Origin of the sequence: Pseudomonas sp. NY15435 (assembly GCF_048068295.1) — a bacterium.
In the GTDB taxonomy this organism is placed as follows: domain Bacteria; phylum Pseudomonadota; class Gammaproteobacteria; order Pseudomonadales; family Pseudomonadaceae; genus Pseudomonas.
Window position 1 is genome coordinate 160065 of record NZ_JBLUQA010000006.1, and the last position, 22788, is coordinate 182852.

22 protein-coding genes are annotated in these 22788 nt (G+C 58.5%); 9 read left to right on the forward strand and 13 right to left on the reverse strand.

Features of this window, described 5'->3' with window-relative positions:
* The first annotated feature begins 87 nt into the window (after positions 1-87).
* The 7 genes from adk (at position 88) to ACNFH5_RS16155 (ending at position 5232) form a co-directional block, all read left to right on the forward strand.
* A complete protein-coding gene (gene adk, locus ACNFH5_RS16125) occupies positions 88-735 on the forward strand; it encodes an adenylate kinase (protein WP_416747575.1) in 648 nt (215 codons plus the stop codon).
* 100 nt (positions 736-835) lie between these two features.
* Complete coding sequence (gene tsaB, locus ACNFH5_RS16130) at positions 836-1510, forward strand: tRNA (adenosine(37)-N6)-threonylcarbamoyltransferase complex dimerization subunit type 1 TsaB (protein WP_416747577.1); 675 nt, start codon at positions 836-838, stop codon at positions 1508-1510.
* Between the two features lie 66 nt (positions 1511-1576).
* Positions 1577-1924, forward strand: coding sequence for a hypothetical protein (locus ACNFH5_RS16135; RefSeq protein ID WP_416747579.1), 348 nt, complete (start codon positions 1577-1579; stop codon positions 1922-1924).
* Positions 1921-2781 (forward strand): DUF72 domain-containing protein, encoded by an 861-nt coding sequence (locus ACNFH5_RS16140; protein ID WP_416748078.1) that lies wholly within the window; start codon positions 1921-1923, stop codon positions 2779-2781. The genes ACNFH5_RS16135 and ACNFH5_RS16140 overlap by 4 nt, the downstream gene beginning before the upstream one ends.
* A gap of 74 nt (positions 2782-2855) precedes the next feature.
* Positions 2856-3698: an isocitrate lyase/PEP mutase family protein gene (locus tag ACNFH5_RS16145; protein WP_416747581.1), complete on the forward strand. Its 843-nt coding sequence runs from the start codon at positions 2856-2858 to the stop codon at positions 3696-3698.
* Positions 3699-3701: 3 nt separating this feature from the next.
* Positions 3702-4394, forward strand: a complete 693-nt coding sequence (locus ACNFH5_RS16150; protein WP_416747583.1) for an extensin family protein — start codon at positions 3702-3704, stop codon at positions 4392-4394.
* Between the two features lie 55 nt (positions 4395-4449).
* The gene (locus ACNFH5_RS16155) at positions 4450-5232 is read left to right on the forward strand and encodes a class I SAM-dependent methyltransferase (protein ID WP_416747585.1); all 783 of its coding nucleotides are present in this window, start codon (positions 4450-4452) and stop codon (positions 5230-5232) included.
* Between the two features lie 231 nt (positions 5233-5463).
* Here the strand turns inward: ACNFH5_RS16155 and ACNFH5_RS16160 are convergent, their stop codons facing one another.
* Entirely contained in the window at positions 5464-6096 is a 633-nt protein-coding gene (locus ACNFH5_RS16160) for a TetR/AcrR family transcriptional regulator (RefSeq protein ID WP_416747587.1), read from the reverse strand.
* A gap of 97 nt (positions 6097-6193) precedes the next feature.
* Here ACNFH5_RS16160 and ACNFH5_RS16165 point away from each other — a divergent pair, with 97 nt between their 5' ends.
* Entirely contained in the window at positions 6194-7297 is a 1104-nt protein-coding gene (locus ACNFH5_RS16165) for an efflux RND transporter periplasmic adaptor subunit (protein ID WP_416747589.1), read from the forward strand.
* A gap of 6 nt (positions 7298-7303) precedes the next feature.
* Complete coding sequence (locus ACNFH5_RS16170) at positions 7304-10372, forward strand: efflux RND transporter permease subunit (protein ID WP_416747591.1); 3069 nt, start codon at positions 7304-7306, stop codon at positions 10370-10372.
* A 105-nt stretch (positions 10373-10477) separates the two neighbouring features.
* Here the strand turns inward: ACNFH5_RS16170 and ACNFH5_RS16175 are convergent, their stop codons facing one another.
* The 12 genes from ACNFH5_RS16175 to ACNFH5_RS16230 form a co-directional block, all read right to left on the reverse strand.
* On the reverse strand, positions 10478-11155 hold the full coding sequence (locus tag ACNFH5_RS16175; protein ID WP_416747593.1) for a DUF4197 domain-containing protein: 678 nt from the start codon (positions 11153-11155) through the stop codon (positions 10478-10480).
* 110 nt (positions 11156-11265) lie between these two features.
* Positions 11266-11664, reverse strand: a complete 399-nt coding sequence (locus ACNFH5_RS16180; RefSeq protein WP_416747595.1) for a YbaY family lipoprotein — start codon at positions 11662-11664, stop codon at positions 11266-11268.
* 95 nt (positions 11665-11759) lie between these two features.
* A complete protein-coding gene (locus ACNFH5_RS16185) occupies positions 11760-13859 on the reverse strand; it encodes a YjbH domain-containing protein (protein ID WP_416747597.1) in 2100 nt (699 codons plus the stop codon).
* The gene (locus tag ACNFH5_RS16190; RefSeq protein ID WP_416747599.1) at positions 13856-14629 is read right to left on the reverse strand and encodes a capsule biosynthesis GfcC family protein; all 774 of its coding nucleotides are present in this window, start codon (positions 14627-14629) and stop codon (positions 13856-13858) included. The genes ACNFH5_RS16185 and ACNFH5_RS16190 overlap by 4 nt, the downstream gene beginning before the upstream one ends.
* Positions 14626-15282, reverse strand: a complete 657-nt coding sequence (locus ACNFH5_RS16195; protein WP_416747601.1) for a YjbF family lipoprotein — start codon at positions 15280-15282, stop codon at positions 14626-14628. The genes ACNFH5_RS16190 and ACNFH5_RS16195 overlap by 4 nt, the downstream gene beginning before the upstream one ends.
* A 9-nt stretch (positions 15283-15291) precedes the next feature.
* Complete coding sequence (locus ACNFH5_RS16200; protein ID WP_416747603.1) at positions 15292-16398, reverse strand: polysaccharide biosynthesis/export family protein; 1107 nt, start codon at positions 16396-16398, stop codon at positions 15292-15294.
* 163 nt (positions 16399-16561) lie between these two features.
* Positions 16562-17977: an undecaprenyl-phosphate glucose phosphotransferase gene (locus tag ACNFH5_RS16205; RefSeq protein WP_416747605.1), complete on the reverse strand. Its 1416-nt coding sequence runs from the start codon at positions 17975-17977 to the stop codon at positions 16562-16564.
* Positions 17978-18070: 93 nt separating this feature from the next.
* Positions 18071-18766 (reverse strand): WecB/TagA/CpsF family glycosyltransferase, encoded by a 696-nt coding sequence (locus ACNFH5_RS16210; RefSeq protein WP_416747607.1) that lies wholly within the window; start codon positions 18764-18766, stop codon positions 18071-18073.
* A gap of 1 nt (position 18767) precedes the next feature.
* Entirely contained in the window at positions 18768-19955 is a 1188-nt protein-coding gene (locus ACNFH5_RS16215) for a hypothetical protein (protein ID WP_416747609.1), read from the reverse strand.
* A complete protein-coding gene (locus tag ACNFH5_RS16220) occupies positions 19933-20592 on the reverse strand; it encodes a glycosyltransferase family 32 protein (RefSeq protein ID WP_416747611.1) in 660 nt (219 codons plus the stop codon). Before ACNFH5_RS16220 ends, ACNFH5_RS16215 begins: the two co-directional genes overlap by 23 nt.
* Positions 20589-21593: a glycosyltransferase family 2 protein gene (locus ACNFH5_RS16225; protein ID WP_416747613.1), complete on the reverse strand. Its 1005-nt coding sequence runs from the start codon at positions 21591-21593 to the stop codon at positions 20589-20591. The genes ACNFH5_RS16220 and ACNFH5_RS16225 overlap by 4 nt, the downstream gene beginning before the upstream one ends.
* A gap of 25 nt (positions 21594-21618) precedes the next feature.
* Positions 21619-22719, reverse strand: a complete 1101-nt coding sequence (locus ACNFH5_RS16230; RefSeq protein ID WP_416747615.1) for a polysaccharide pyruvyl transferase family protein — start codon at positions 22717-22719, stop codon at positions 21619-21621.
* Between the last annotated feature and the right edge of the window lie 69 nt (positions 22720-22788).

Below are 22788 nucleotides of genomic sequence, written 5' to 3' on the forward strand. Positions count from 1 at the left end.
CGCATGTCTGCGCCATTCCAGCACGATGAGATTGGCCCCACGAGGCGGATCCGTGATTTCGCTTAACAAGTATTAAGGAGCATATCGATGCGTGTGATTCTGCTCGGGGCGCCCGGTGCCGGCAAAGGTACCCAGGCTCGCTTCATCACTGAGAAGTTTGGCATTCCGCAGATTTCCACCGGCGACATGCTGCGTGCAGCGGTCAAGGCTGGCACCGAACTCGGCCTGCAGGCCAAGAGCGTGATGGACGCCGGCGGCCTGGTCTCCGATGACCTGATCATCAACCTGGTGAAAGAGCGTATCGCTCAGCCCGACTGCGCCAAGGGCTTCCTGTTCGACGGCTTCCCGCGCACCATTCCCCAGGCCGAGGCCATGAAGGAAGCGGGCGTTTCCATCGACCACGTGGTCGAGATCGCCGTGGACGACGAGGAAATCGTCGGCCGCATCGCCGGTCGCCGCGTTCACGCCGCCTCGGGCCGCGTCTACCACATCGAGCACAATCCGCCGAAGGTGGAAGGCAAGGACGACGAGACCGGCGAAGACCTGATCCAGCGCGAAGACGACAAGGAAGCCACCGTGCGTCACCGCCTGTCGGTCTACCACTCGCAGACCAAGCCGCTGGTCGACTTCTACCAGAAGCTGGCCGCTGCCGAAGGCACGCCGAAGTACACCCGCGTCGAGGGTGTCGGTTCGGTCGAGCAGATCACCTCCAAGGTGCTCGGCGCTCTGAGCTGATCCATCGCCGCAACAGCCAAAGGCCCGCACACGCGGGCCTTTGGCGTTTATAATGCCCGCCCGTTTTTTGTCCTGTCCTTAACGTCCTATGGAAAACACCATGCCCACGCTGCTGGCCCTGGATACCTCGACCGAAGCCTGTTCCGTCGCCCTGCTGCATGACGGCCGTCGGTTCGTACGCCACGAGGTGATCCCGCGCCTGCACGCCCAGCGCCTGCTGCCCATGGTGCAGGACATCCTCGGCGAGGCCGGCATCGCGCTATCCGCCATCGACGCCATCGCCTTCGGTCGCGGCCCCGGCGCCTTCACCGGTGTGCGTATCGCCATCGGCGTGGTGCAGGGCCTGGCCTTTGCGCTGCAGAAGCCGGTGCTGCCGATCTCCGATCTGGCGGTGCTGGCCCAGCGTGCTTATCGCGAGCACGGCGCGAGCCAGGTGGCCGCGGCCATCGACGCGCGCATGGATGAGGTGTACTGGGGTTGCTACCGCCTGGATCAGGGCGAGATGCGCCTGGCTGGCGCTGAAGCAGTGTTGCCGCCCGAGCGTGTCGAGCTGCCGCGTGATGCTCAGGGCGATTGGTTCGGCTCCGGCACCGGCTGGGGGTTCGAGGAGCGCCTGGCGGTGAAAGTCGCCGCCCATGACGCCAGCCTGCTGCCGCACGCCGAAGACCTGCTGACCCTGGCCGAATTCGCCTGGGCCCGCGGTGAATCGGTTGACGCAGAACGTGCCCAGCCGGTCTACCTGCGCGACAACGTGGCGACGCCGAAGAAAGCCTGACCTGTGCCAATTGACCGCAGTCGCGCCCGCTCGCTAGAGTGAGTGCATTCCCCACGAGCTTTCTTCATGCGTATCGACGGCTTCACTTCCATTTCCCAGACACCGGAGCGCGGTTCCCAAACGGGCACTGCGGTCACTCCGTATCGGGAAGTGCAGCGTGACGTCGAGACCCGCCGCGAGCAGCCCGCACCGACCTCGGCCAGCCAGGGGTTCGACTCCCAGGCCAGCACCCGCCGTGTGGAGTCCTCCAGCGCCAGCAGCTACAACGTGCCGGCGACACTGCGCGACAACCTCGACTACCAGCGCCCGCTGACCTCCCGCGCGGCCCAGGCGCTCGCCAGTTACACCAGCACCGCCAGCATGGCCGGCCAGTACGAAGGCCAGGAAGTCCTCGGTCTCGACCTCTACGCCTGATGCAGTTGCCGTATTTCCTCGGCTGCCCTTCGTGGAACGAGCCGGCCTGGCGCGGCACTTTCTATCCTGCTGACCTGCGCCCCGCCGATACCCTGGGTTTCTACTCCCAGGTGTTCAACGCAGTGGAAGGCAATACGACCTTCTATGCCCGTCCCAGTGCCGACACCGTCGCGCGTTGGGCGAAGACCATGCCGGAGACATTCCGCTTCTGCGCCAAGCTGCCCCGCGACATCAGTCATGAAGGCGACCTGCGCGGCCAGTTGGAGAACACCCGGGACTTCCTCGACCTGCTGGCGCCGCTTGGTGCGCGCGTTGCGCCGCTGTGGTTGCAAGTGTCCGCCAGCTTCGGCCCCGATCGCCTGGACGAGCTGGCTGCCTGGCTGGACGCATTTGCCGAGCGACGTATTGCGGTGGAAGTTCGCCACCCGGCCTTCTTCGCCAAGGGCGAGGAGGAGCGGGCATTGAACCGCCTGCTGCTGGAGCGCGGCGTCGAGCGCATCTGCCTGGATTCGCGAGCGCTGTTCGCCGTGCAGTCCGACGATCCGGCGGTGCTGCATGCCCAGTCGAAGAAACCCAAGGTGCCGGTTCGTCCGGCGGCCTTCAGCACCAGCCCGCAGGTACGCTTCATCGGCGGGCCGGATCTGGACGCCAATCTCGTGCACCTCACGCCCTGGATCGGCAAGGTCGCGGAATGGATCGAGCAGGGCCTGACGCCCTATGTCTTTCTCCACACCCCGGACAACCACCGCGCCGCCGAACAGGCGCAGCGCTTCCACGCCCTGTTGCGCGAACGCCTGCCGGGGCTGCCGCCGCTGTTCGAGCATAAGCCCGAGGTGGAGCAGCTAGGCCTGCTCTGAGCTCGCAACTGTGCATGGCGCCCGGCGGGTGACGGGGCTAACCTGCTCCTTCCCCGCTCGGCAAGGAGATAGCCATGTCTTCCCAGCACAAAAGCACTCAACAGCAACGCGGCGAAGCCTTCCGCGCGCTGCACCAGCGCGACGGCGTGTTCGTCCTGCCCAACCCCTGGGATGCCGGCTCGGCGAAGATGCTTGCCCACCTGGGCTTCGAAGCGCTGGCCACCACCAGCGCCGGACTGGCCTTTGCCCTCGGCCGACGTGACGCCGAAGGCGCGGTAAGCCGCGACGAGGCCTTGGCTAATGCGCGCGAGATAGTTGAAGCCACGCCGCTGCCGGTCGCCGCCGATCTGGAGAACGGCTACGGCGATACTCCAGAAGACTGCGTCGAGACTATTCGCCTGGCCGCCGCCTGCGGCTTGGTCGGCGGCTCCATCGAAGACGCCACCGGTCGCCCGGATACGCCGATCTACCCGCTGGAGCTGGCGGTCGAGCGCGTTGCTGCCGCGGTGCAGGCCGCCCGTGCGCTGCCGTTCACTTTCACCCTGGCGGCGCGGGCGGAGAACTTCCTGCACGGTCGCGTCGACCTGGACGACACCATCCGCCGCCTGGTGGCCTTCGCCGAAGCTGGCGCCGATGTGCTCTATGCGCCGGGCCTGAAGACCCGCGAGGAAATTGCCGCGGTGGTCAGCGCCGTGGCGCCGCGACCGGTCAATGTGCTGGTGGGTTCACCCGCCGTGCAATTGAGCCTGGGAGAACTGGCGGAGCTGGGCGTGAAACGCGTCAGTGTCGGCTCGACGTTGGCGCGGGCGGCGTACGGGGCGTTCTTCAGCGCTTCCGAGGCATTGGCCAAGGGCGACCTGACCCCCATGCATGGTGCCATGCCGTTCGATCGTATCAACGGGTTGTTCCGAGGCTGACGCTTGCGCTGGTGGCTGCTCGGGTCGGTCCTCGCGTGCGCCGGCTTCGTGCTGGCGGTTCAGCAGCAATGGGTGACCCTGCCCGGTCGCTGGAACCCCTGGGCACCGCTGGACGTGCGCGATGAGCCGAACCTGCTGACTCGCTACAAGCTCTGGCGCCTGCGTGACGATGTGCAGCTTTGCCGGCTGGCGCTGCAAACCTCCGGGCTCAAGGCGCAGCCCATGGCGGACAGCGAACCGGTGGCCGGCTGTCCGCTGCAGCACGTATGGCAGGTGCAGGCCGCCGAGGTGAAGCTGAGCAGCAGTTTCCTCGCCAGTTGCCCGTTGGCGGTGAGTTTTGCGCTGTTCGAGCGCCATTCCCTGCAACCCGCCGCGCGGGAAATCTACGGCCACCCGGTGACAGGCGTGGAGCACCTGGGCAGCTTCGCCTGCCGCAATATCTATGGGCGCGCCGATGCCCGGCGCAGCCAGCACGCTACCGCCAATGCGCTGGACATCGCGGCCTTCCGCCTCGCTGACGGCCGGCGCATCGTGGTGGCGAAGGACTGGAGCGGGGAGGGCGATGCGGCGCGCTTCCTGCGTGCGGTGCGCGACGGCGCCTGCCACAACTTCGACGGCGTGCTCGGGCCGGACTATAACCGCGCGCATCGCGACCATTTCCACCTCGACCTGGGCGGTTGGCAGGTCTGCCGTTGAGCCCGCCGAGGGCGTGCTGCGGTAGAATCGCGGTTTTTTCCAGGATCGCCCCACCATGACTGAAGTCCTCACCCCGCCGCGCATCGTCGTCCAGGCACTGGCTCCTGCCTGGCAGGCTGCTGCCGAGCAGTGGGCGCAGCGGCTCGGTCTGCCGCTGGGCGAGGGCGATGCGGACTTTTCCCTGCAACTGGGCGATGAAGGTCTGCAACTGTTGCAACTGGGCCCCGACTCTCCCGGTCCGGTTCGCGTGGACTTCCTCGAGGGTGCCACCGCACATCGCCGCCAGTTCGGCGGCGGCACCGGGCAGATGATCGCCAAGGCTGTGGGCGTCCAGCAGGGCGTACGCCCGCATGTGCTGGACGCCACTGCCGGCCTGGGCAAGGACGCCTTCGTGCTGGCGACCCTGGGCTGCCAGATGGATCTGACCGAGCGCCAGCCGATCATCGCCGCGCTGCTGGAGGACGGCCTGGCCCGTGCGGCGGGGGATTTCGAGGTGGGCGCCATTGTTGCGCGCATGCGCCTGCTGCAGGGCAATGCCATCGAGCGCATGGCCGCCTGGGAGGGGGAAGCGCCGCAGGTTATCTACCTCGACCCGATGTTCCCGCACCGCGACAAGAGCGCATTGGTGAAGAAGGAAATGCGCTTGTTCCGTCCGCTGGTGGGCGACGACCTGGACGCCCCGGCGCTGCTAGAGGCCGCACTGAAGCTGGCCAGCCACCGCGTGGTGGTCAAGCGCCCGCGCAAGGCGCCGATCATCGAGGGCACAAAGCCCAGATACAGCCTGGAAGGCAAGTCCAGCCGGTATGACATTTATCCGCTCAAGAGCCTGAAGGGCTGACGGCCTGCTCGAGGTTCCGAGGATTGGCGTAGGAGCGGACTTCGTCCGCGATGACTTCCAGCGTGATTCGAACCCATCGCGGACAGAGTCCGCTCCTACAGAACATGTCGCCGCAGCTTTGCTCTTGTAGGAGCGAGCTTGCTCGCGAACCCGCCCAGCGCTGGAGTGGCCAGGAAGTCCTGTTCGCGAGCAAGCTCGCTCCTACTGCTTCCCTAGGCACTCCGGCGTGAGTCAGGGCCTGAAAGCCTTGAGGAACAGCGCCACGACTTCCTGAGCGTGCGCTTCGGTTTCCGCTTCGGTCGGCGGCTCCACGCAACCGATCATCAAGCGGAAGTGCACGCAACCCTGCACCAGCATCAGGAAATGCTCGGCAGCCCGGCGTGGGCTGTCCATCGCCAGCTTGCCCTGCTGGCGCGCCTGTTCCAGCAGGCGCTCCATCTGATCCAGCACCCGCTGCGGGCCGGCATCGAAGAACAGCTGGGACAAGTGAGGGTTCTGCCCGCCCTGGGCAATCATCAGCCGGCTTAGGGCGATGGCCTCCGGGCTGTTGATCAGTTGGTTGAAGCCACGCGCCAGGGTCAGCAGCAGGCTTTCCAGCGGCGCATCGGCCGGCGGCTCGGCGAACAGCTCGGGCAGGTTTTCCGCGCACTTGGCCTGCACCGCCTCGACGAACAGCGTCTCCTTGTCCGTGAAGTGGCTGTACACCGTGAGCTTGGACACCCCGGCCTCGGCGGCGATGGCCTCCATGCTGCTGCCGTCGTAGCCGTAGCGGACGAACAGCTCCTTGGCGGCCTCAAGAATGGCCTTGCGCTTGGCCGGGTCCTTGGGGCGACCCGGTCCGTTCGATGAGTTCGATGGTGACATGTCTTTACATTTCTAATACTGGACTGATGGGTTCTGTATTTTTACTATACCGGGGAGTATAAGAATTCCAACCGCGTTTTGCGAAAGGTCACACATCATGTTCCGCCATGCTCTGTCTGTCGCGCTGCCTGCTGCCTTCATCCTTTCCCTTTCTGCTTGCGGTAACGGCGAGCCACCCAAGCCCGCTGTGCGCCCGGCCATCGTGGTGCAGCCGCTTCCGGCGCGGGACATCACCGAGGCTTATCCCGGTGAAGTGCACGCCCGACATGAGCCAGAACTGGCCTTCCGCATCGGCGGAAAAGTCAGCAAGCGTCTGGTGGAAACCGGCGAACGGGTGAAGAAGGACCAGCCGCTCGCGGAGCTCGATCCTGAGGACGTGCGCCTGCAACTCGAAGCCACGCGCGCCCAGGTGGCTGCTGCCGAAGCCAACCTGCAGACGGTGCGCTCCGAATACACTCGCTACAAGACCTTGCTGGAGCGACAGCTGGTCAGCCAGTCGCAGTTCGACAACATCGAGAACACCTACCGTGCCGGCGAGGCGCGGGTGAAACAGATTCGCGCCGAATACGACGTGGCCAGCAACCAGGCTGGCTACGCGGTGCTGCGCTCGCCGCAGGATGGCGTGATCGCCACCCGCCGAGTGGAAGTCGGACAGGTGGTTGCTGCCGGGCAGACCGTCTTCACCCTGGCCGCCGACGGCGACCGCGAAGTGCTGATCAGCTTCCCCGAGCACGCCTTCGAGCGCTTCCGCGTCGGCGAGGCGGTGAGCGTCGAACTCTGGTCGCAGCGTGACAAACGCTTCAGCGGCAAGATTCGCGAACTGTCGCCGGCGGCCGATCCGCAGTCGCGCACCTTTGCCGCGCGCGTCGCCTTCGACGACGCCAAGGTGCCGGCGGAGCTGGGCCAGAGCGCCCGCGTCTATATCCATGCCGAAGGTGCCGTGCCGCTGGCGGTACCGCTCGCCGCACTGACCTCGGAAGCCGGCCAGCCATTTGTCTGGGTGGTCGATCCGAAGACGTCCACCCTGCACCGTCGTCTGGTGCGCGTTGGCCCCTATGCTGAAGACCGCGTGCCGGTGCTTGAAGGTCTGAAGGATGGTGACTGGGTGGTGGCGGCCGGTGTGCAGGTGCTGCGTGAAGGGCAGGAGGTACGGCCTGTCGACCGGGAGAACCGGTCGGTCAAGCTGGTGGCGAAGGAGTAACGCCCGATGCAATTCAACCTTTCCGCCTGGGCGCTGCAGAACCGCTCCATCGTCCTGTACCTCATGCTCCTGCTGGGCATCGTCGGTACGCTGTCCTACACGAAGCTGGGGCAGAGCGAGGACCCGCCGTTCACCTTCAAGGCCATGGTGGTGAAGACCAATTGGCCGGGCGCGACCGCCGAGGAAGTCTCGCGCCAGGTCACCGAGCGCATCGAGAAGAAGCTGATGGAGACCGGTGATTTCGACCGCATCGTTTCCTTCTCCCGCCCCGGTGAATCCCAGGTGACCTTCGTCGCCCGCGAGGACTTCCATTCCCGCGATATTCCCGAGCTCTGGTACCAGATCCGCAAGAAGGTCAACGACATCCGCTACACCTTGCCGCAGGGCATCCAGGGGCCGTTCTTCAACGACGAGTTCGGCACCACCTTCGGCAACATCTACGCGTTGTCGGGCAAGGGCTTCGACTACGCGGTGCTCAAGGACTACGCCGACCGCCTGCAGCTGCAACTGCAGCGGATCAAGGACGTGGGCAAGGTCGAACTGGTCGGCCTGCAGGACGAGAAGATCTGGATTGATCTGTCCAACACCAAGCTCGCCACCCTCGGCCTGCCGTTGGCGGCGGTACAGAAGGCGCTGGAAGAGCAGAACGCGGTGACCGCCACCGGCTTCTTCGAGACCGCGACAGACCGCGTGCAACTGCGCGTGTCCGGGCGCTTCGATTCGGTGGAGGACATCCGCTCCTTCCCGATCCGCGTCGGCGACCGCACCTTCCGCATCGGCGATGTAGCCGACGTGCACCGTGGCTTCAACGATCCGCCCGCGCCGCGTATGCGCTTCATGGGCGAGGACGCCATCGGCATCGCCGTGGCCATGAAGGACGGCGGCGACATCCTCGTGCTGGGCAAGAAGCTCGACGCCGAGTTCGAGCGCCTGCAGCAGACGCTGCCGGCGGGCATGGAGCTGCGCAAGGTGTCCGACCAGCCGGCGGCGGTGCGTGAGGGCGTTGGCGAGTTCGTCCGCGTGCTGGCCGAGGCGCTGATCATCGTACTGCTGGTGAGCTTCTTCTCTCTCGGCCTGCGCACCGGCCTGGTGGTAGCGCTGTCGATCCCGCTGGTGCTGGCGATGACCTTCGCCTGCATGTACTACTTCGGCATCGGCCTGCACAAGATTTCCCTCGGCGCACTGGTGCTGGCGCTGGGGCTGCTGGTGGACGACGCGATCATCGCCGTGGAAATGATGGCGGTGAAGATGGAGCAGGGCTACGACCGGCTCAAGGCAGCGAGTTACGCCTGGACCAGTACGGCCTTCCCGATGCTCACGGGCACGTTGGTCACGGCCGCCGGCTTCCTGCCGATCGCCACCGCGCAGTCCGGCACCGGCGAATACACCCGCTCGCTGTTCCAGGTGGTGACCATCGCACTGCTGGTGTCGTGGATCGCCGCCGTGGTCTTCGTGCCCTACCTGGGTGAAAAGCTGCTGCCGGATCTCGCCAAGCGTCATGCGGAAAAGCACGGCGGCAGCGACAAAGGCCATGACCCATATTCCACCGCCTTCTACCAGCGCTTCCGGCGCGTGGTGGAGTGGTGCGTGCGTTACCGCAAGACGGTGATCCTGCTGACCGTAGCCGCCTTCATCGGCTCGATCATGCTGTTCCGCCTGGTGCCGCAGCAGTTCTTCCCGCCGTCGGCGCGCCTGGAATTGCTGGTGGACCTGAAGCTGGCTGAGGGCGACTCGCTCACCGCCACCACCGAGCAGGTCAATCGCCTGGAGAAAATGCTCGCCGAGCATCCGGGCATCGACAACTACGTGGCCTATGTCGGCACCGGATCGCCGCGCTTCTACCTGCCGCTGGACCAACAACTGCCCGCAGCGAGCTTCGCGCAATTCGTGGTGCTGGCGAAGAGTCTCGAATCGCGCGAGGAAATTCGTCAGTGGCTGATCAAGCACATGAACGAAGACTTCCCGACCCTGCGCACCCGTATCAGCCGCCTGGAGAACGGTCCGCCGGTGGGCTACCCGGTGCAGTTCCGCGTCTCTGGCGAGCACATCCCGGAGGTCCGCGAGCTGGCGCGCAAGGTCGCGGAAAAGATGCGCGAAAACCCCCACGTGGTGAACGTGCACCTGGACTGGGAGGAGCCGAGCAAGGCGATCTTCCTCGACATCGACCAGGAGCGCGCCCGTGCCCTGGGCGTGAGTACCTCGGACATCTCGCAGTTCCTGCAGAGCTCGCTGACCGGCTCCACCGTCAGCTACTACCGCGAGGACAACGAGCTGATCGAAATCCTCCTGCGCGGCGACGAGCGCGGCCGGCATGACTTGTCGCAGTTGCCCAGCCTGTCGATGCAGACCAGCAGCGGCCGCAGCGTGGCACTGTCGCAAGTGGCGACGCTGGAATACGGCTTCGAAGAAGGCATCATCTGGCGGCGCAACCGCCTGCCCACGGTGACCGTGCGTGCCGATATCTACGATGACTCGCTACCAGCGACCCTGGTGAAGCAGATTTCACCGACACTTGACCCGATTCGCGCCGAACTGCCCGACGGCTACCTGCTGGACGTCGGCGGCACCGTGGAGGATTCTGCCAAGGGCCAGAACTCGGTGAATGCTGGTGTGCCGCTGTTCATCGTGGTGGTGCTCAGCCTGCTGATGATCCAGCTGCGCAGCTTCTCGCGGATGATCATGGTGTTCCTCACCGCGCCGCTGGGGCTGATCGGCGTGACCCTGTTCCTGCTGGTGTTCCAGAAGCCGTTCGGCTTCGTCGCCATGCTCGGCACCATCGCGCTGGCGGGGATGATCATGCGTAACTCGGTGATCCTCGTGGACCAGATCGAACAGGACCGCGCCCAGGGCCTGGACACCTGGCACGCCATCATCGAGGCCACGGTGCGACGCTTCCGCCCCATCGTGCTCACCGCCCTGGCCGCCGTGCTGGCGATGATCCCGCTGTCGCGCAGCGTATTCTTCGGGCCGATGGCGGTGGCGATCATGGGCGGCCTGATCGTCGCCACCGCGCTGACCCTGCTGTTCCTGCCTGCGCTCTATGCAGCTTGGTTCAGGGTGAAGAAAGAGGCCTAGCTGCGGTGACGTGAGTCCATGAAAAAGCCCGGCATCTGCCGGGCTTTTTCTTTTACTGGTAGGAACGAGCTCGCGAACGCTACGCCGCTCTCGGCACATAGCCGATCAAAGCACTCCGAACACCTTCTTCGCCAGGCCAGTGGCCGCGGCAGTGGGGTTCCGGCGAATGGTCTTCTCCTGCTCGGCGATGAGCTTGAACAGGCCGTCCAGTGCTTCCTCGGTCACGTAGTTCTCGATGTTGGCATTCTTCGCATCGACCACGCCGAAGGCAGCGGCCTGGCTGGCGAAGGCGTTGTACTGCTTGGCTACGCCAACCTGGTCGGTGGCCTGCTTGATGATCGGCAGGAACTTGGCGCGCAGTTGCTCGCGACTGCTGCGGTTCAGGTAATCCGTGGCGGAGTGGTCGCCGCCCTGGAGGATGCCCTTGGCATCGGTCACGCTCATCTTTTTCACTGCATCCACCAGCAGTACCTGCGCTTGTGGCATGGCCGCCTCGGCCGCCTTGTTCATGCTCGCTTCGAGTTGGTCGACCTGGGCACCCATGCCGAACTGCTTCATGGTCTTGGCGGCCTTGCCCAGTTTGCCGGGCAGTTCGATGCGCACGGCCGGGTCATTGCTGAAACCGCCGGGCTGGCTGAGCTGTTTCACGGCCACTTGTGCACCCTGAGTCAGCGCATCCTTCAGGCCGCCGGTGGCGTCGCTCTGGCTGAGGTCGGAGAGGGACAGGGCGAAGGCATTGACGGACAGCAGGGCGCCGGCCAGCAGAACGGGGAATCGCAGCATCGATACTTCCTTGGGCGAAACCCAGCGGCCGGTCCGGCCACCGGGGTGGAGAATGGAGGAGGGAGATTAACGGAGGAAGGCCGCCAGGGAAAACCCGGCGGCGCGGTGAATCAGCGCACGGGGTCGACGCGCACTCGCAGCGGTTGCGGATCGCTGCCGTCGAGTTTGACGCTGTGACGCTCGGTGGTGATGAACAGCAGGCGACCGTTGTCTTCGATGCGCGCGCTGACCGCATAACTGTGCCCCGGTTTGACCTGGCTGCGGTCGTAGTCAAGGTGGAATGCGAGTGGGACCTGGCGTCCGGACTGTAACTGCTGTTGCGCCAGATCGACGGCCGGAGCGTCCGCCAGGGAAACGTCCTGCAGGCTGACGGTAACCTGCGCGCTCGGCGGCAGGGCGATGCGCTGCAGGTAAAAGACTTCGCCATCCAGCGACGCCTTGTCGCCGGAGGCAGTGGTGCCACAGGCGGCGAGCAGGCCGGTCATCAGCAGTAGGGGCAGGGCTTTCATGGTGAGACTCTCCTTTAACACGAAGGGCGTCTGACCATTGTGGATGACTTTGGTTTCCTCACCATGATTCACGCAATGTTTGGCGTCGCTTCGTGCTACTCGACAATGCGCCCGAAGAAGTTCTGGAACATCACCGGATCGCGAGTATCGGTGAGGTCATAGAGCGAGTAGTCATGGTTGAGTCGCGCGCCGCCATCACGGGTCAGCGGGTCCCAGGAAAGGTTGGCGCGGCGCATGGTGGAGCTGCTCATCAATTCATCGAAGGGTATGGAGACGTAGATGCCCTTGTCGAAGCTGCCTTCGCCGTAGGCTTCCTTGTTGGCGGTGGTGAGGGTTGCCCAGGCGCCGAAGCGCACGCCGTTGTGGAACTGGCGCGAGAGGTCGAGCGTGCCGCCCCAGTCGCGGGCGAGGTAGCGGCCTGCGCTGATCTGCGCGAGCACGCCTTCGAAGCCGGTCTGCCAGTAAAGCGTGACGAAGCCGGTTGCGGTCTGGTAGTCGCGTAGGCCGACATGCTGGTCGAAGTCGCGCTGGCGCACCAGGTCGAGGTTGGCGCCCAGTGCCCAGTCCTGGCCCATCGGCCGGTACAGCAATTCACCGCCCACGCCGGCGTACATGGTTTCCAGGTAGCCGCCATAGACCATCCCGTACAGGTCCTGATCCAGGCGTATGGTTTTGTTCAACTGGAAGGTCGGCAGCATGGCATTGGAAGTGGTCATGTACTGGCGGATGTCAGTGCGCACGCGTGGCAGGTTGCTGGGCGCGTCGTAGGTGAAGTTGTCGTAGTTGTTGAACAGGTTCACGCTGAGAAGGCCGTTCCACCAAAGGCTCGGGGTGAAGCGGTACTCGCTCTCCAGGTCGGCGGTGAACTGGTACAGCAGGAAGTTATCGGGCCCGCCAATGCTCTGGTTGTAGCCCAGGCCCAGGTTGTAGCTGAACGGGTTCGGTCGCTGCTGGTAAAGCAGTTCTTCGCGTTGCGGCAGCGGTTGATTCTGCTCGGTGCTCCTGCGCAGGTCGTCCAGCGGGCGCTCCTGGTTCGCCACGTCGCGAAATACCTGTCGCGGTACGCTGGTTTCGACCATGGGTTGGCCGTAGCGGGTATCGACCACGGTAAACCAGCGGATGTCTTCATCGGTACTGTTGTCGAGTATTCGCGCGGTGCGGCCTACACCTTCGGGCGGGTAGAGGAAACGTGTCTGCTCGCCATAGACCACGACTTCGCTGTCCTTGCGGGTGATGCGCTGCACTTTGTAGCCGGCGTTCTCCTCGATGCGATGGGAGACGTCGGCCCAGTCCACGGTGTCGAGCGGCTTTCCAGATGAGGTATCAGCCAGGGGCTCCGGTGCAGGATCACGAACCTTCGCCGGTGTTGTGCGGGTCACGAAGTTGGTGTGCAGCGTGATGCCGAACATGGCGGTGTTGCCACGCTCGAAGGCGGCGGTGAGGTCGACCCAGTCCGCGGCCTTGTAGACCAGGCCGATATTGAAGGGCGAGCTCTGTTTCTGGTTGTCGCTCAGCGGCTCGTGCTGGTAGTCGTTGCCGTCGTACTCGAGCTTGAGCGAGAGCGGTTCCCAGGGTGTCTGCCAGTTGATGCCACCGAACGGGGAGGGACGACCGCGGAAGTAGGAATTGGCGTCAACGGAGCCCGCATTGTTTACGTCGCTGGTGGGAACAGGACGACTATTGAACCGGTCATCGACCCATCCGAGCGGATTGTCCAGCTCACCGCGATTGCCGATGTAACCCCAGGCGAGCCCCAGGCTGAAATCAACGTCACCAACGCGCTTGTTACCCACGACGTATTCGCTGGAGAACAAGCCGGTGCCGCCGATATCCCGGCCGCCCAACGATACTTCCGGTATCCAGCGGCTTTCCTGGAGCAGGCGGAATTTGACGTCGAAGGCTTTGTCCTTGTAGCTCTGGTTGCCGCTGAAGTCCTCTGCGCCGTACTTGCGGTTGCTGATCGAGGTATAGCGGAAGGTGCCCTCCATCCAGTCGAAAGGCTGCAATGAAAAGCTGTAGCGCGAGTAGGGATCGGTGCGGTTCGCGTTGACGCTGATCTCGCCGGCCGGCGCCATGCGCGCAGTGGGAGTCTGCAGCAGGCCGGCGCCGCCGAAGTCGCTCTGGGTGACGCGTGGCTCTGCGCTGGCCAGGCTGGCGCCGGCCAGCAGCAGATAGAGGCCGTGACGGCGATTCATGGTGACTCCGACGACAAGGGTTGAGTCGCCAGGAACTCGGCCAACTCCTGGTTCAGGTTGGGGGCGCTGTCCTTGATCTGCGTGGCGTCAAGTGGCACCAGCAAGGTGGCGCCAGGTGCGGGCGGTGCCGCTTCTTCTCGATTCCACAAGGCAACGCCCAGACGGCTAACGCGCCCATCCGGCTGGATCAGGTAGAGGTAGTCCGGATCCGCGTCGACCAGCGCGGGGCACTGCTGCGCGTAGCGATACGCCTGTTGCAGCGCCACGAAGGGCAACTCGCAGCTGTCGCGTACGGCTCCTCTTACGACCACGGTGGTCGGGCGGTAAGGGAAGATCAGTCGGTCGCCGCCCTGTAGCCGGGGGGAGTGCGCTGTGTTCAGTTCCACGGCCAGCGGGTCGAGGTGATAGAACCGACGACCCGTCACCGGAAGTGCCGCGACTTGTTCCTCGAGATGTTGCGCGGCCGCGGCAAGCTCTGGCTTCTGTTGGAGGAGGGCAAGGCGCTGAACCTGGATCAGGTCGAATAGCACGCCGGCCTTCAGCCGCTTCTGTTCCTGCTTCAGGCTCTCGCGTAACCACGATGCACCCAACCAATAGCCGTCGGGGCTAATCTGTGCCTGTTGCAGCAGTTCTCCCAGGCGCAAGCCTGCGACGATTTCCTTTTCTCCTGGGGAAGGCAGGTCCCCTAGCAGCTCGATTCGGGTGTTTGCCAAGACTGCCGCGCTGGCAAAGAGGCCAATCAGCAATAGACCGACGCGGACAACCCTCATGGCTGCCCCCGGAACGGACGCAGCTGCGTGAGGGTAACGCTCAGGCTGGGAGTTACTTGTTGTCGGCTCTTCATCACGAAGCCGTCGCTGGGGTCGACCCAGTAGCTGTTGGTGGCGGACAGGTTCTTGAGTGGGGATTTCAGGTGTTCGTCAACGCGCAGCAAGGCGTAGTCCCGATGCAGGATTCGCACGGTTTCCACGCCAGCGCGGTGGAAGCTGCCGGTGAGCGGAAGGTCCAATTGATAGCCGGGGCCGAGGTCGACCCAGCGTTGGCTGGGCTGATCGTCAATGACGCGCTGCAGTCCATCATGGAAGGGCGCGTTCGTAGGGAAGCGGGTTCCCAGCAGCTCGTCTGGAAAGCCCAGAGTGCGCACCACCACGCCGTCCTGCAGCAACAGCAGCTGGCGTGAGGAGGCTTGCCAGTACTGCAGGTCGCCTCGCACCCGCACCAATGCCATGACCGCCGAACCATACTCGCTCGTCACTTCGATCTGGTAATAGGGCAGCGCATCGACTTGCGCACGAGTGAGCTCGAGCGCATCGGGACCGCTGAGGCTGCCGCCAAGAGTATTCAACGAGGCCTGCATCAAGGGATTACAGGCGCACAGAGAGCTGGCTAGCGCTGTCAGCGCGATCAGGCGAAGGGGGTTCATGACGCCGGATCAGTTGGTGTTGAGGTTGTGCTGAATGGAGGAGCCAGTCCCCAGAATGCCGGCAGAGGGCACCAACTGGCTGATCAGACGGTTCCAGCGCGTCACCCCGGCCGGGCCGACGTACACCACATCCTGCGGCTGCAGCTGGAATTGCTGGGCGAGGATGAAGGCCGTAGGAGAGTTAGCGTCGAGCTGGAATACCTTGGCGGGCTCCTGCTCGAGGTTCTCCACCCCACGGATCACGTACACCGCCTTGCCGTTGGCGGTGGTCTGGTTGAGACCGCCGACACTGCCCAGAGCATCGGCCAGGTTCATCTCGCGTGTCTTGAAGGTCAGCGCCCGCGGCGCATTGACCTCACCCATCAGGTAGACCTTCTTGCGATCGTTGTAGGGCAGGTAGAGCCGGTCGCCATCCTTGAGGTAAACGCTGTACAGGTCCGTATCCTGTGCGGTGTTCAGGGCATCCAGATTCAAGCTGAAGACCTTGCCATCGCGCTTGAGCGTGAGGCCGGAGAGGTCCGCATTAGTAGTGTCCAGCTCGGCGGTGCCGATGGCTTCCATCAGTGAGAGCGGAGTGGCAGTAATGGCCTGCGGGCCCGCCTTCAAGAAGGCGCCATTGAGCACGATGCGCTGGCTCCCGTAACGCATGACGGCGATATCCACCTGCGGTTGCTCGACATAGGCGGCCAGGGCGCTGGTGATGTTTCCGCGCACCTCTTCGATGGTTCGGCCGCCAACATGGATTTGGCCGATGTAGGGATAGAACAGCGTGCCGTCAGGACGCACCAGGCGGCCGTTGGCATCCAATTGCTGCTGTTGTCCGGCCGGGGAAGTCAGTTCCGGATGGTCCCACACGGTGATGTACAGCAGATCCCCCGCGCCGATTCGATAGCTCTCCGGTTGGTAGCCGAGCAGCTCCTGAGGAATCGAACGTTGCTGCTGCGTTGCAGCTTCCACGGTCAACAGCTTGGGGGTGATCTGCACCAGCTGGATGCGGTTCGATTCGGCAGAATCTGCCTGCACCAGCCTACCTGTCTCCAGGTTCTGGCCAGGGGAGAACATGCATCCCTGAAGCGCAAGGGCGGATACGATGGCAAGCGATAACGGACGGATCATGAGGGCTACACAACGGAAGGGATCGGAAGGCGCTAGGCGCCAGTTTCGATGGCAAAGGGAACGCGCCAGAAGGCAGCGCACGGTAGCAACTCGTGCCTGTTGGGGATGTAGGAAAAGGCGACTAGGTAAAAGCAGGAATTTCGCTAACAGAGGAGTGGTTCGATCAGTACGCGTTCTGGTGCACGAAGCCCTTGAACAAGGTCAGAAAGACGATTTTCAGGTCCCACCAGAGGGACCAGTTGTTGATATAGGCCAAGTCGAACTCGACGCGTTTTTGCATTTTTTCCAGCGTATCGGTTTCACCTCGCCAGCCGTTCACCTGGGCCCAGCCTGTGATCCCCGGCTTTACCTTGTGGCGCAGCATGTAGCTGCTGATCTGTCCGCGATATTCCTCGTTGTGTGCGATGGCATGGGGGCGGGGGCCGACGATGGACATATCACCCATGAACACGTTGATGAACTGCGGCAACTCATCCAGCGAAGTCCGGCGCAGGAATGCCCCTACCGGCGTGATACGGCTGTCGTTGCGGGTCGCCTGAGTCACCGTCACCCCGTTCTCCATTGCTCGCATGCTGCGGAATTTCCACACCTCGATAGAGCGACCGTCGATGCCGTAGCGTTTCTGGCGGAAGAGCACGGGGCCGGAAGACGTAAGCTTTATAGCTGCGGCGATGAACAGCATGGGGATAGCGATTAAGCAGAGGATCAACGAAGAAAGAACGAGGTCTTCTAGGCGCTTGACAAATGCGCTGGTGCCTACCATGGGGCTGTCGAAGATGCTGATGGTGGGAATGCCGCCGATATTTTGGGTGCGGGCGTGAAGTAGGTCGAAAACAAAGACATCGGGAACTATGCACACCGAGACGGTGGTGTCGCTCAATTGCTCGACCAGCCATTTGATACGTGCCTCGCTGCGCATTGGCAGGGCGACATAGATACGGTCCATTTTGCCGGCGCGCGCCTGTTCAATCAGATCGTTCAGACTCCCTGAAACGGGTAGCTTTACTTTCCCGCTGCCCATGCTGACGGAGCCACGGCGTGCGTCATCATAAAAGCCAGACAGCTCCAGTCCCATCCAGGGGGCACTCGCTATATTGTTGGCTAGACGTTGCCCCAGCGTTCCTGCACCTGCTATCGCTACCGATCGCGTATTGAACCCTCGACGCCGGAGCGCGTGCAATCCCGTACGCAGCAGGATGCGATAACCGCAAAGGCTTAGAAGTACGAGACAGAACCATTGGAGCTGGCCAGGACCATCGAGCAGGCTCATCTCTGGCGTGAGGTAGTCGGTAACTGCGACAGCTGAAAAACTGACCGCCCAGATGCCGGTGACCTTGCACAGTTCTTCGCTAATTCGTTCGCCTCGCCACGAGGTGTACAACTGCCCGAAGTCTCCAAGCAGATAGAAAATAACCAGAGCAAACAAGGTCGCGATGATGGCTGAGTAATCCCAGGGCGCCGTATTGGTGATTAGCACAGCGGCCATGCTGGTGCAGACTATGCAGAGATCAAGTAACTTCTGAAGCACAGATATCATGGCTTTATGTGGACGGAGGACTCCACGTTCCGTGCTATTCATTGCATATCCCTAAGTTCTGTTTTAGATAATAGATTTAAATGATCTGGCCGTAAAAAGTAATGCGTAGTTATCGGTAGTGCAGTTTGATTAGGATTATTCAATGTTGAATGGAGGGTGGCGCATTACCCTGTCGTACAGGAAATACATTAAGCCTATTGGGTATTGTATAAGATACCTCCTCCATAGACGGCGTGGTTCTTTGTATAGTCTATACAGCCATCTAATTTGAAGTTTGTTGACTAGGCAAGGGTAGTAACTTGATCCATTTTTCGATGCTAGTTGGTCAAAATAGCCGCCACAGGTAAATCCGACACCATTCCAGCCAGTATCTTTTAGTTTAAGTAGAAAAGTTTCCTGTAGTGGGGTTCCCATTGAGGTTATTACAACGTCGCATGACTTGAAATTTGAAAGTATGGTCGGCATGTCAGCGTTTGAATAGTAGCCGTCATTTATGCTGTTTATTTTTATGTTGTATTTTTTTTCTATAATATCCTTTACTGTGAGTATTGTTTTGGTTGATGATCCAATTATGCCTAGGCTTAGGTTGTCCTTTGATATTGTTTTGAATACTGTTGGCGCTAATGAGGTGTCATCAAAGCTTATTCGCTCAGAATCTTTTAGGCTGAATAGTTTGCTTATTATTGATAGTGATATTCCGTCGTAGTGAATCTTAAAATTGTCATATATCTCTGATGCCTTTGGTGAGTTTCGGATAATATAGTAAGAGAACGGGTTTATAAATGTAGTTAGCTTCTTTGGGCTGTCCGGTGTTTTAAGGGGGGTATTCATTTTAACTTTCATTTGGCGTTTGAGGGTAGGAAAAAGCTATTGCTAGTGCTAGAGATGTAAATACACTGTTAAATGCAGAGACGGAGAATGCGGAAATAAGGATTGTCAGAGAAATGCAAAGTCTTTTCTTTGGTGAGTAGTTCGATCTTTTTAATGCCTGTAGTACGAAGTGTAAGATAAATACAAGGCCGAGCGCGCCATGGTCGAAAATAACTCTAAGAATAAAAGAGTGAAGTATTACCGAATAGCAACTGTCATCTCCTGAGTAGCTGTATAGGGCGCTGTAAGCAGATAGCGCGGTGCATGAGTGATCGCTTAGTGGTGTTAGAGGCATGCTTCCTAGTGTGTATTTTAAAGCATCCCAATCTTTAGTTTCATCTAGGAATATTTGAAGGAAGTAGACTCTATCTATAGTTTCTATGCTTCCATCCATTCTGTTGATGAATATAAATGCGGCGCCAATGGTCAAGGCTAGAGTAACTGTTATTGCAATAACAGTCTTGGCGTTAGTGCTGCGAACGTGTATGAATAGAAAAGTTACTATCAACGCGGCTAGTGCGGATCTTGATCCGGAAAGAAATACTATTGCTATGACTGCTGCTGTGCTTAAAGCTCGTTCTAAATTCTTTAGGTTTTCTTCTGATATGTAGAATAGTATTATAATAAATATCAGTTCAAAGTTGTTTTCGACAAATATCCCGGGGCGCTCGCCCATGCGAGGAGTTAGGTTTAAGATTCGGGAGTATCCGTACTTTACCAAGAATATCGTTAATAAGATCCGCAGAAGATAGATGATCTCGCGTTTGTTGAATTTGCTCCTTCCAACATAAAACGAGAGAGGAACTATGTAGAAGAAAGCCTTGTAGGCTTGGGCGAAGTCGAGGATATTGGCTGGACGAAATATTTCCATCAAGCCAAAGCTGATGGTTATATATAGTGAAGCAGCCAGTGCGTATTTTATCTGTGATTTCTTTGGGGGCGAAAGCAATGATATGGTGGCGATTAAAAAAACTGCTTCAAATAAAATATCAGCAGGAAGTAAGTTGTAGCTTAGCGGGGAGATTAATCCAGTTAATGCTATGGCGGTGAATGGGAATAGGATTGCTCTAGATGTATATCGATGGCCCCAGGAGTTATTTGATGTCCGTGCATTCTGGGTTTTACCGTCAGTTTCTAATGATCTTTTCAATTTTCTTTATCGCGCGCTCAATAATGCTTTGATTCCAGCTTTTTCCCCAGTGATGGATGGCGTAAGTTTCTTCGGTTATATCTGAAAACATAAGTGTATTACATTTGCGATAAGTGTCATATGGGTTATATGGGTAGAAGTAATTTTCGTCATATATCGTTGTATGCTCATGGCTGGGTTGCGTGCTAAGTGCAAGAATCACGACTTCTGGCGCAATTAAGTAAGCTTTATTGTCCTTGTGACGTGTGTTTAGTATGTCCATGCACCTTTCAGGAAAACTATGTTTTGGAGTACATCCAATAACGCCACTGTTAGGGCGGTTTCTTGCCTCATACCCCATGAAACAGTCGTTGTTCAATAGCGGTGATATGTCCTTTATGATTTCCATGTCACAATCTAGATACACCCCGCCGTGATTGTATATGGCTCGCATTCTTATATAGTCTGAAATAAAAGCCCATTGTTTCTTTCTGACGCAGTCTCTCAAGAAAGGGGTGTCAAATAGAGTGTTAGACTCGTCCCATCGAATAATTTCAAAGTCGGAAAGATTTTTCTTCCAGCTATCAATGCATCGTTGATACATTGGAGGTAGTTCATTTCCACCAAACCAACAGTAGTGAATTAATTTTGGGATCATTGTTTTTTCCGATTGACTAGACGTTTCAAAAATACAAGAACGAATGGAAGTGGGATTGGTCCATATTGGGCTGTGATCACATATAACCACTCAGATAATTTTCTTTGCTTGCAACTGAATATGAAGCTCCAGCCGATTTCCTGTCTTATCACCCTCTTATAGTTACTTTGAATATTGAAGTACCTTCTGAAATTTCCGCTTTTTGTGGCAATTTCAGCTTCCTTCGGTAATAGATAGAAATATACTTCTCTGGCAATACTAGAGGCACTTAAGTGAGGTGTTTTGCAATTTGAAATTATGTGTCGCAAAGCTACAATGGCGTCTTTTGATCGATCCGCGGTAGTGTTTATGCTGGATCCAGATCTTACTGTATACTCGTATATTACCAAGGGCGATGTTCTGATGGTCGTTGCTAATGAAACCCAACAAGGAACAACTGCCATATCCTCATAAATTTGTCCTTCTAGGAAATTTAATTTCGATTCTTCTAATAAGCTTCTTTTAAATATCTTGTTCCAAGAGCTATGGCCTAGGTGGTATAACGTCTTAAGCTCTTGGGGGGGGATGGACTTGCTCTCTAAAAAAGGAAAGGGGAATATTCCAATATTTTCGCGGTGTTGAGAGTCTAATACCTTCTTGAATCCAAATATAAAGACGTCATCATTATATTTTTCAAGATGTTCTCTAATAGTTTTGGAGAAATTAGATGATAAGGTGTCATCTGCGTCGGCAAAGTAAACATACTCACCCACAGAAAGCTTGAATCCTAAGTTTCTAGCTTTGCCTTGCCCACAGTTGTCGATGCGGAGTATTTTTACATTTGACGACTGTTCTTTCAGTTCTAGAAGGTATGCAGGAGTACGGTCTGTCGAGCCATCGTCGATGAGAACTATTTCGAAGAAAGGGTTGTTACATACTTGGTCTAAGCTTGCGCAGAGTCTTTTGATATAGGACTCGCCATTCCATACTGCGATTATGATGGATAGCTTTGGTTTTCTCATGGTTAAGGGTGTTTTAGGGCGGAAGCTAGTGCTTGCAAGAGATGGAGTTTTCGAGAAACTCTGCTGACGCTTCTCTTAAGTGATTTATCTGAAGGTTCACAGAATTATAGTCTATTTCTTTTTTGATAATTTCTTCGATAGTTTGGTCGGACTTCTTTTCCAAAATTCTTCCTTGCAGATTCAGCAGCCTCAAAAGAGAATCGAATCTCGTGCGCCCTCGATCGTCATTTATTAGCACGATAAAATTCTTGTTGAAAATTATGGAGAAAACCATTCCGTGAAATGAATCTGTAACTACGAAATCAGCATTTTCAAACGCTTGCAGCCATTCCGGGACAGTTGCCGGACTATCCATCGTCAGATCTCGTCTGGGTATTTTTTTATCGAGTGCGAGATGAATGCTTTTCGTGGTTTCTTCTTTGAGTTGATTACTATCTAAAATGTATGAAAGTAGATAGTTGTCTATTGAGCTGCCTGAGTTTGTAGGGATAATGGATTTATAAAACTGACTGTCAATAAGAAGGGTAGGGTCCAAGGTTTGGATGCAGTCACTCCGGTTGAATGTGTTCTTGCAGATATTGACTCCCGTATCCTCCCGTACAGATATTGAGTTAAATTTAGATAGGTGTCTGCGCACGTTGGATATATCTTTGGGTGATTGCCAATGATCTTTTCCAAAAGACGCTGCGTAAGAGATTTTTCTAGTTTTCTGATTGTTCAGAAAGTCTAGGAAATATGTCGAATAATGTCCGTCGTCAATATAATCGAATCGCCAAACTTGGTCGCTTCCAACTATGACTGCGTCAAAATTTTCTTTTTCGCTTATCTTGGTTAGCTGAGAGTGACGATGTATTTTTTTTGTTTTTATTTTGATTTGCGAATTGATAAAAGGTTGATGCCTTCTTCGGTCTAAATAATTTCTTCTTATGTTCTTAATGTTTTGGCCTGGAATAGCTTCAAGAGCCAGAGTGGCTAGCCGCTTCCAAAGCGGCTTAAATGTCATTTTCTGAATAAGGGTGGGGTGAAATCCAATTGATTCTAAATGCTTGTAAAGTGCAACGGCCTGAAGTATGCCTCCATAATTCTTATGAAGAGGAAGGGTCAGAATTCCTACTTTATTTGTCATGGCTTTGATTTATAGATTTCTGAGTTTTGATGGAAAATCTAATTTGCGCCCGGTCGATGTTGTGTGCTG